We start from the raw sequence: 9,840 nt of genomic DNA on the forward strand, positions 1-9,840 counted from the left end.
GAAAAGAGAGCGGCTGCGCCAAAGCTGCCAATCTCCCCCCTAGTGGGGGAGATGTCCGGCAGGACAGAGGGGGGCGCTGTCCCGCCAGCCTCTCCAGCTGATCATCTGAATTTGCCTGTACTGAGCCTTTTGCTCCAAGATCAGCTCTCCCCAATGGCCGCAACGGCCTGCCGATATAACTCCGCCATCTGGTCGTCGAAGCAGCAGAAAGTAACGACCTCCGGCACCGTGTTTTGTCGCAAGAAGTCGGCTGTCGTGCCCACGGCGATGCTGGTCGCTTCGTCCTTGGGAAAGCGGTAAATGCCGGTCGAGATCGCCGGGAAGGCGATGGTGCGACAGCCATGGTCGCGGGCGATTTCGAGCGAACGCCTATAGCAGGAGGCGAGCAGCTCCGCCTCGCCCTTGCCGCCGCCTTGCCAGACCGGCCCCACCGTGTGGACGACATAGCGCGCCGGCAGCCGGTAGCCCTTGGTCAGCTTGGCGTCACCGGTCTTGCAGCCATGCAGCATGCGGCATTCGGCGACCAGCTCCGGCCCTGCCGCGCGATGGATGGCGCCGTCGACGCCGCCGCCACCCAGCAGCGATGAATTGGCGGCGTTGACGATGGCATCGACTGCGAGCCTGGTGATGTCGCCTGTGTGGATGCGGATCCTGTCGCCGGGAGCGCCCATTGTCACATCCTGAACACGCCGAATTTCGTCTCCTCGATGCCGGCATTGAGCGCCGCCGAAAGGCTGAGCGCCAGCACTTCACGGGTCCTGGCCGGATCGATGATGCCGTCGTCCCAGAGCCGCGCCGAGGAGTAGAGCGGGTGGCCCTCATGCTCGTATTTCATCAGGATCGGCTTCCTGAACTTCGCTTCCTCGTCGGCGCTCCATTCACCGCCCTTGCGCTCGATGCCCTCGCGCTTGACCATGGCGAGCACCGTCGCCGCCTGCTCGCCGCCCATCACCGAGATACGCGCGTTAGGCCACATCCACAGGAAGCGGGGCGAATAGGCGCGGCCGCACATGCCGTAATTGCCGGCGCCGAAGGAACCGCCGATGATCACGGTGAGCTTCGGCACCTTCGCGGTGGCGACCGCCATCACCAGCTTGGCGCCGTCCTTGGCGATGCCGCCGGCCTCGTATTTTCGACCGACCATGAAGCCGGTGATGTTCTGCAGGAAGATCAGCGGAATGCCGCGCTGGCAGCAGAGCTCGATGAAGTGCGCGCCCTTCAGCGCGCTTTCGGAAAACAGCACGCCGTTGTTGCCGATGATGCCGATCGGCATCCCGTGCAGATGCGCGAAGCCGGTGACCAAAGTCGTGCCGTAGTTTTGCTTGAACTCGTCGAACTCCGAACCGTCGACGAGACGCGCGATCACCTCGCGCACGTCATAGGGCTGGCGCAGATCCGTCGGCACGACGCCGTAGAGTTCCCGCGGATCGTAAAGCGGTTGAATCGGCTTCTGCAAATTCAGGCTTACGGCCTTGTTGCGATTCAGGTTCCGGATGATGCGCCGGCAAATGGCCAAGGCGTGCTCGTCGTCCATGGCGTAGTGGTCGGCGACGCCGGAAAGCCTGGTGTGGACATCGGCGCCGCCGAGCTCCTCGGCGCTGACATCCTCGCCGGTCGCGGCCTTCACCAGCGGCGGGCCGCCGAGAAAAATGGTCGCCTGGTTGCGCACCATGATCGTCTCATCCGACATCGCCGGCACATAGGCGCCGCCCGCCGTGCACGAACCCATGACGCAGGCGATCTGCGGGATGCCGGCCGCCGACATGTTGGCCTGGTTGTAGAAGATGCGGCCGAAATGCTCGCGGTCGGGAAACACCTCGTCCTGGTTGGGCAGGTTGGCGCCGCCGCTGTCGACCAGATAGACGCAAGGCAAATTGTTCTGCAGCGCGATCTCCTGCGCGCGCAGGTGCTTCTTCACCGTCAGCGGATAATAGGTGCCCCCCTTCACCGTGGCGTCGTTGACGACGACCATCACTTCCCGGCCTTCGACGCGGCCGACGCCGGTGATGATGCCCGCCGACGGAATGTCCTCGCCATACATCGACCATGCCGCGAACTGGCCGACCTCGAGGAAGGGCGAGCCGGTGTCGAGCAGTTGCGCCAGCCGCTCGCGCGGCAAAAGTTTGCCGCGTGAGACGTGCCGTTCGCGGGCCTCATCGGAGCCGCCGCGCTCGACGCCTGCCGCCTTCTCGGCGATGTCGGCGACCAGCGCGCGCATACGCTCGGCGTTGGCGCGGAAGGTGTCGGAGGCGGGGGAGATCTGGGTTTGAAGCGTCGTCACTTCACACCCCCTCCGCCATGATCTCGCGCCCGATCAGCCAGCGGCGGATCTCGCTGGTGCCGGCGCCGATCTCGTAGAGCTTGGCGTCGCGCAGCAGCCGCCCCGTCGGATAGTCGTTGATGTAGCCATTGCCGCCGAGCAACTGGATGGCGTCGAGCGCCATCTGCGTGGCCTTTTCGGCGGCGAAGAGCACGCAGCCTGCGGCGTCCTTGCGCGAGGTCTCGCCGCGGTCGCAGGCGGCGGCCACCGCATAGACGTAGGCCCGCGCGGCATTCATCGTCGAGTACATGTCGGCGAGCTTGCCCTGCACCAGCTGGAACGTACCGATCGGCTGGCCGAACTGCTTGCGCTCATGCACGTAAGGCACAGCGACGTCGAGGCAGGCCGCCATCAGCCCGATCGGCCCGCCGGAGAGCACCGCGCGCTCATAGTCGAGCCCCGACATCAGCACCTCGACACCGCGCCCTTCCTCATGCAGCACATTCTCGAACGGCACCTCTACATTCTCGAACACCAGCTCGCCGGTGTTGGAGCCGCGCATGCCGAGCTTGTCCAGCTTCTGCGCGACTGAAAAGCCGGCCATCGTCTTTTCGACGATGAAGGCCGTGATGCCGCGCGAATGGCGGTCCGGATCGGTCTTGGCATAGACCACCATCGTTCCGGCGTCGGGGCCGTTGGTGATCCACATTTTCGAGCCGTTGAGCACATAGCGGTCGTTGCGCTTTTCGGCACGCAGCCTGAGCGACACCACGTCCGAGCCGGCGCCTGGTTCCGACATCGCCAGCGCGCCGACCGTCTCGCCCGAGCAAAGGGCAGGCAGGTACTTCTCCTTCTGCGCCGGGGTGGCCCAGCGGTTGATCTGGTTGACGCAGAGGTTCGAATGCGCGCCGTAGGAGAGGCCGACCGAGGCCGATGCGCGCGAAATCTCCTCCATCGCCACGACATGCGCGAGATAATTCATGCCGGTTCCGCCGAAATCAGGATCGGCGGTGATGCCGAGCAGACCGAGCGCGCCGAGCTCGACCCACAGATGCGCGGGGAACTCGTTGGAGCGGTCGATCTCGGCCGCGATCGGCGCGATCCTGTCCTGGGCGAAGCGCCGCACGGTATCGCGCAGCGCCTCGATGTCGGGATCAAGTCCGAAGTTCAGCGTATTCGTGTACATGCCGTTCCTCCCTGCGCATGCCCGGTCTTCGCGGAGATCATGCCTGTATCAGAGTGCCACGGCGTCCCTGGCGCGCCCGGAAGGACGCGCGGTGCCATGGCTGATTGTCGCGCCGACCAGGCGCATTGTCATCGAAAGATATGATGCCGTGACTTCAGCGATCGACAGCCGCTCGCCCGGCCGGAACCAGACGATGACGCCGGTCATCATCTGGATCAGCGCCATGGCGGTGAGCCCGGTATCGTCGACCTGAAAGACACCGGCCTCGGCGCCGTCGCGCAGGATCGTGCGCAGCTCCTTCTCATAGGTCGTGCGCATCTTGAGGATCTGCGTCAGCCTTTCATGCGAGAGGCTGCGCAATTCCATATTGGAGACATGGGTGGCGTGACGCCGCTCTATGTGGAAGGCGATGTGGTTCTCGACATAGGCGGCAAGGCGGGTGACCGGATCAGCGCTCGCCGGCCGCGCCGCGTCCCAAGCCTTGAGCAGGCCTTCCATATGCTCACGCATCAACGTGAACAGAAGGTCCTCCTTGGTTGGGAAATACCGATAGAGCGCGGCCGCCTGCACGCCGACCTCCGCCGCCAGCTGCCGCATCGACATCGCCTCGTAGCCGAGGCGGGCGATCAGGCTGACCGCCGCCTCGCGGACGGCCGCTTCGGTTTTTTCCCCGTCGGAACCTGTGGTGCGCGCCATGTTCGCCTCCAGCAGCATTTAATAAAACGAACGTTCAATTAATTCAAGATACCTCATATGCTATCGCCCGCCCTGGCTCGCGGAGGCGAAATGAGACTAGACGATGATCCTGAAATCCACGGGCGCGGCGTCGGACGCTTCCTCGATCTCGACCTTCGAGACGAGCGCGCCCCGCGGCCCTTGCCACAGGCGTTCGATCATCGCCGTGACAGCGGCATCGGCGCCGGCAATCAGCGCGGCGACCGAGCCGTCGCGCTCGTTGCGCACCCAACCCGTCAGTCCGAGGCGCATGGCTTCGCCGCGCGTCCAGACACGGTAGCTCACACCTTGAACCCTGCCGGAAATGCGCGCCCGAACGGCCCGCTGCTCGACCAGCATCGCTTACGCTCCATGCATCTTGCCGGAATCTGGCACAGGGCCAGCCAAAGGCAACAGGCCGGACGCCGTCAGATGCGATGGAATTTAATTACCTCGCGCCGCTGCCAGGGCGCCCGGCAGTTCCTCGGCGAAGATGTCGAGTTCGTGGTCGAGCCCGACGCTGACCCTTATGCAGCGGTCGAGCCGTGGCGCCATCGGCTTGCGGATGAACACGTCGCGCGACAAAAGGTTCTGCATCACTTTCAGCGCGAAGGCGCCGTCGCGGCCGCAGTCGATGGTGACGAAATTGGTCGCCGAGGGCAGCGGCTTGAGGTCGTTCTGCCTGGCGATGGTTGAAATGCGCTCGCGCCCTGCCGCCACGCGCGCCACCACCGAGCGCAAATAGTCCTGGTCGGCAAGCGCCTCGAGACCGGCGATCTGCGCCATGCGGCTGACCCCGTAGTGGTTGCGGATCTTTTCGAAGTCGCGGATCACCTCCGCCTCCGCGACGGCGTAGCCGCAGCGTATGCCGGCCAGGCCGTAAGCCTTGGAGAAGGTGCGCATGCGGATGACGTTCGGCCGCGTGACATCGATCGCCGGCAGCGCCGAGGCGGGTCCCAGCTCGCCATAGGCCTCGTCGAGCACCAGCATGGTGGTTTCCGGCAGCGCTTCGATGAAGCGGACGACATCCGGCGCCTCCCACCAGCTTCCCATCGGATTGTCGGGATTGGAGAGATAGACCAGCGGCGCCTTTTGGCTGGCGACCTTGGCGAGGAGCCCGTCCAGGTCTTCCTTGTCGTTGGCATAGGGCACCGTCACCAGGCGGCCGCCGACGCCGGCGATGTGGAAATTGAAGGTGGGATAGGCGCCGAGCGAGGTGACCACGGCGTCGCCAGGGCCGACATACATGCGCGCCACCAGGCCGAGCAGGCCGTCGATGCCTTCGCCCACGACCACGTTTTCGACGGCCACCTTGTGATGCGCGGCGGCCGCCACCTTCAGCTCGTAATTGTCTGGATCGCAATACATCCACTGGTCGCGGGCGACGCTTTCCATGCGGGCGATGACGCGCGGCGAAGGCCCGAAACTGCTTTCATTAGCGCCGATGCGGGCGCGGAAAGGCCGCCCGCGCTCGCGCTCCTGCGCCTCGGGGCCGACGAACGGAACCGTGGTGGGAAGCGCGCCGATGATCGGCGTGAGGGACGGGCGCTGGCGCATGGCAAAAGCTCGCGTGGGAAGGGGCGTTCTTGCTAGCGTGATCCCCCGGCCGGTGCAAGCAGGGCAGGGGACCCGTCGGCGAGGCACGGTCTCGCGCGGGCTGGATTCCGGCGGCTTCTTTTGCTAGCGAAGTGCTATGAACAATCGTCTGCCGCCCGCCTGGGCCAAGCATATCAAGTCCGGTCCGGTACCCAAGCCATCCGCTCCGGCGCTCAGGCCCGGATCGCCGCAGGCGAATCCCTCGAGACCGGACGCGCGCGCGCAGTCCGACGACCTGCTGCTGAAGCAGGCTTATGAGCATAAGCAGGCCAAGCGTCCGAAGCAGGCTCAGGATCTGTGCCTGCAGGTTCTGGCGCGCACGCCGAATTACCCGCGCGCCCTTTTTATGATGGGAACCATATGCCTGGGTTATGACGACGAGACGGCGTTGCAATATTTCGCCCGCGCCATCGCGGAGGAGCCGCGCAACGCCTATTATCACCTCAGCTTGGGAGAGGCCTATCTTAAGGTCGGCGAACACTCGCCGGCGATCGAGCATATGCGATACGCCATGGAGCTGCAGCCTGATCTTGTCGCGGCGCTCTGTGCCTTGGGACGCACTTATGTGGACTCCGATAAGCCAGATCTGGCTTTGCCGCTTTACGAGAAAGCGCTAAAAATCGACCCCGATCATCCCGAGATCAGGGTGGGGCTAGCCAATGCCCTGAGCAGCGTGGGCCGCATGGATGAAGCCGCCGCCTGTCTGAACCAGGCAATAGAGCGGCGCATCGACCTGCCGGGCGCCTATTACCGTCTTGCGCAGACGCGAAAGTTCACCAACGAGCCTCCAGAACTTCGTTCCATTCTTCGTGAACTTGGCAGTGCGAAACTCGGACCGGACGGCGCTCGGCTGCTCCACCATGCCGCCGGCAAGGTGCTGAATGATCTCAAACGCTATGATGAAGCCTTCGATCATTTCCGGAAGGGGAAACAGGCCTCTCAACCATTCGACATCGACCGGTATCGTCGGTGGGTCGACGCGCTGATCCAGCTCTTCACACCGGGTTTGTTTGCCGCCGCCGAGCGCAGCTTTGGTAATCCTTCCGAAGTGCCGGTTTTCGTGGTTGGCATGCCCCGCTCCGGAACGACGCTGACGGAACAGATCCTGGCCAGTCATCCCGATGTTTATGGCGCGGGGGAGCTCTCCAAATTGGGACGGGTTGCGAATGCCATCGGCCTTAAGCCCTCCTTGGCCGCAAAGTTGAACGGCCTTGTCGATTCGATCACGCCGGAGCTGTCGAAAACGCTGGCCAGGGAGCATTTGTCCTATCTCGCGGAACGTTCCGCCACCGCGCTGCGTATCGTCGACAAGATGCCGCACAATTTTGAGCTGATCGGCCTTATCGGCTTGCTCTTTCCCAAGGCGCGCATCATTCACTGCCGTCGCGATGCCATCGACAATTGCGTTTCCTGTTTCGTTCTGCCCTTCAACGGTTATCACAGTTATAGCGATGATCTGAGAACTCTCGGCCTCTACTATCGCGAATATGACCGCTTGATGCGGCATTGGAACGAGGTGCTTCCGGGCCGCATCTTCGAGAGTCGCTATGAGATGCTCGTCGACGACCAGGAGGCACAATCGCGGCGCCTCATTGATTACATTGGATTGCCGTGGGACGACGCCTGCCTGCGCTTTTTTGACAGGGAGGGCTCTGTGACCACGGCGAGCCGCTGGCAGGTCAGGCAACCGATCTACAAGACGTCGGTCAAGCGCTGGAAGAACTATGAAAACGAAATTCAGCCGCTGATCGAGGCGCTTGGCGATCTCGCGGATATTTGAACGACGGGCCCGCTGCTCACCGAGCTTTGACTGGATTCCATGGGTGCTTATTGCTAGCAGACGCGATGAACAATCGTCTGCCTCCCGCCTGGTCCAAACACCTCAAATCCGGCGCTGCGCCGAAGCCCAGATGGCCCCAGGCAAGTCCGCCACAGCCAGGTCCCTCGAAGGCAAATTCTTTCGCACGTGCACAGGCCGATGACGCGCTGCTGAAGAAAGCCTATGAGCATCAACAAGCCAAACGGCTTGGTGAAGCACAGGACTTATGCCTTGAAGTGCTGGCGCGGACGCCAAACCATCCGTTGGCCCTGTACATCATGGGCACGCTTTGTCTGGGCTATGACGATGAGGCGGCTCTGCGCTATTTCGCGCGTGCGGTCGCAGAGGAGCCTGGAAACCCATACTACCACCTTAGCTTCGGCGAGACCTATGCGAAGCTGAGTGAATTCTCGGCCGCTATCAAATACATCCAGCATGCCTTGGAAATACAGCCCGATCTTGTGGAGGCCCTGTGCGCCTTGGGGCGTGTTTATACCCAGTTCGACAAACCTGACTTGGCATTGGCGCTTTATGAGAAGGCGCTGAAGATCAACCGTGATCACCCCAAGGCGCGGACCGGAATTGCTGCTGCGCTCACTGGTCTTGGGCGTATGGACGAGGCCGGCGCCTATCTCAAAGAGGCGATCGAACGTCGCGTCGACGCAGCGGCTGCTTACTACGAGCTCGTGCAGAGCCGGAGGTTTACCGAAGAGCCTCCAGAACTCCAATCGATCCTTCGCGAACTCGACCGTCGGGAGCTTAACGCGGAGGCCGTGCAGAGCCTTCACTACGCCGCCGGTAAAGTGCAGAACGACCTCAAGCGCTATGCGGAAGCATTCGACCATTTCAACAAGGCCAAGCAGGCCGCCGGCTACCGGTTCGACATCGATCAGTATCGTCGTTTCGTGGACTCGATGATTGAAATCTTCACGCCCGGCCTGTTTGCCGCCGCGTCCGGCCTTGGCGATCCTTCCGATCTCCCTGTGTTCGTGGTTGGCATGCCCCGTTCCGGAACGACACTGACGGAACAGATCCTGGCCAGTCATCCCGGAGTTCATGGCGCGGGAGAACTTGAAAAACTAAGACGGGTAGCAAACGCAATCGACCTCAAATCGTCGGCAGAAGATTTGAGCAAGCCCGTCAATTCCCTTACGCCGGAACTGACCAGGACGCTGGCCGAAGAGCATCTGTCCTACCTCAGAGAACGGGCGCCTGCTGCGCTCCGCGTCGTCGACAAGGAGCCGCACAATTTTGAGCTGATCGGTCTTATCGCCCTTCTGTTTCCCAATGCGCGCATCATTCACTGCCGCCGCGACGCCATCGACAATTGCGTGTCATGCTATGTCCTCCCCTTCAACTCGGCACACAGCTACAATGCAGACCTGCGGGCACTCGGCCTGTACTATCGGGAATATGACCGCTTGATGCGTCACTGGAACGAGGTTTTCCCAGGCCGTATCTTTGAAAATCGCTATGAGACGCTCGTCGAGGATCAAGAGGCACAGTCGCGCCGGCTCATCGATCATCTCGGCCTGCCTTGGGATGACGCGTGCCTGCGCTTCTTCGACAGGGAAGGGGCGGTCACCACGCCCAGCCGCTGGCAGGTTCGTCAGCCGATCTACAAATCGTCGGTGAAGCGCTGGAAGAATTACGAAAGTCAGATCCAGCCTTTGATCGAAGCGTTGAGCGACCTCGCCGACGTTTGACTTCGATCACGGGGTGCGGCTGCCCCGCCGTCTCCCCGGAATTTTTAAAGCTTTCCACCGCGCTGCGGCGCAATCAGGTCGAACGCCAAACGGCGCCTCGGATACACGGCTGGTGCAACATCCGAACTGCGCAGCGGTTCTTGGATCTCGATACCCATCAAACAAAAAAAGAGAACCCGGCGGTTGCCCGCCGGGTTCTCCTGTCTCCCCGAAATATCTGGTCTTAGAAATCGCGCTGGAAGCGGATGATCGCGCCGACGGCGTTCTTCTTCGTGGCGCCAGCCCAAACGTTGCCGTGGTCGAAAGCATCCGAACCAACGTGCTGGTAGTCAACTTCGGGCGTGACCGTCAGGCCAGGGACGACGGTGTAGGCAATATTGGCCGCGATCGCGTAATCCTTCCACTGATCACCAGACACCTGAAGGTTGAACGAGGCCTTGTCGCTGAACTTGTAGGTGCCGCCAGCCCAGAAGGCCCAGTTGCCGCCCCACGGCTTGTAGAAGCCACGACCGTTCGCGAATGCGACTGCCGATGTGTCGTTGAGCTTGCCCTCGCTGGC

9 protein-coding genes are annotated in these 9,840 nt (G+C 62.6%); 2 read left to right on the forward strand and 7 right to left on the reverse strand.

Features of this window, described 5'->3' with window-relative positions:
• Positions 1-140: 140 nt before the first annotated feature.
• The 6 genes from FJ417_RS32570 to FJ417_RS32595 form a co-directional block, all read right to left on the reverse strand.
• Positions 141-671 carry an O-acetyl-ADP-ribose deacetylase gene (locus tag FJ417_RS32570; RefSeq protein WP_140786296.1) on the reverse strand — a complete coding sequence of 177 codons (531 nt, stop codon included), beginning with the start codon at positions 669-671 and terminating at the stop codon, positions 141-143.
• 2 nt (positions 672-673) lie between these two features.
• Positions 674-2,281 carry a carboxyl transferase domain-containing protein gene (locus FJ417_RS32575; protein ID WP_140786297.1) on the reverse strand — a complete coding sequence of 536 codons (1,608 nt, stop codon included), beginning with the start codon at positions 2,279-2,281 and terminating at the stop codon, positions 674-676.
• A gap of 1 nt (position 2,282) precedes the next feature.
• Positions 2,283-3,446, reverse strand: coding sequence for an isovaleryl-CoA dehydrogenase (locus tag FJ417_RS32580; protein ID WP_140659960.1), 1,164 nt, complete (start codon positions 3,444-3,446; stop codon positions 2,283-2,285).
• Between the two features lie 48 nt (positions 3,447-3,494).
• Entirely contained in the window at positions 3,495-4,142 is a 648-nt protein-coding gene (locus FJ417_RS32585) for a TetR/AcrR family transcriptional regulator (protein ID WP_140786298.1), read from the reverse strand.
• 96 nt (positions 4,143-4,238) lie between these two features.
• Positions 4,239-4,520, reverse strand: coding sequence for an acylphosphatase (locus FJ417_RS32590; protein ID WP_140786299.1), 282 nt, complete (start codon positions 4,518-4,520; stop codon positions 4,239-4,241).
• Between the two features lie 84 nt (positions 4,521-4,604).
• On the reverse strand, positions 4,605-5,717 hold the full coding sequence (locus FJ417_RS32595) for a pyridoxal phosphate-dependent aminotransferase (RefSeq protein WP_140786300.1): 1,113 nt from the start codon (positions 5,715-5,717) through the stop codon (positions 4,605-4,607).
• A 136-nt stretch (positions 5,718-5,853) separates the two neighbouring features.
• Between FJ417_RS32595 and FJ417_RS32600 the strand changes: the two genes are divergently transcribed.
• Together FJ417_RS32600 and FJ417_RS32605 are read left to right on the forward strand one after the other, a co-directional pair.
• Positions 5,854-7,536 carry a sulfotransferase gene (locus FJ417_RS32600; protein WP_140786301.1) on the forward strand — a complete coding sequence of 561 codons (1,683 nt, stop codon included), beginning with the start codon at positions 5,854-5,856 and terminating at the stop codon, positions 7,534-7,536.
• A gap of 65 nt (positions 7,537-7,601) precedes the next feature.
• Entirely contained in the window at positions 7,602-9,281 is a 1,680-nt protein-coding gene (locus FJ417_RS32605; protein WP_140786302.1) for a sulfotransferase, read from the forward strand.
• Positions 9,282-9,504: 223 nt separating this feature from the next.
• Here FJ417_RS32605 and FJ417_RS32610 read toward each other — a convergent pair.
• On the reverse strand, positions 9,505-9,840 hold a 336-nt coding region (locus tag FJ417_RS32610; RefSeq protein ID WP_181183367.1), incomplete at its 5' end, for a porin.

The sequence above is a fragment of the Mesorhizobium sp. B3-1-7 genome (genome assembly GCF_006439385.1).
Taxonomy (GTDB): Bacteria; Pseudomonadota; Alphaproteobacteria; order Rhizobiales; family Rhizobiaceae; genus Mesorhizobium.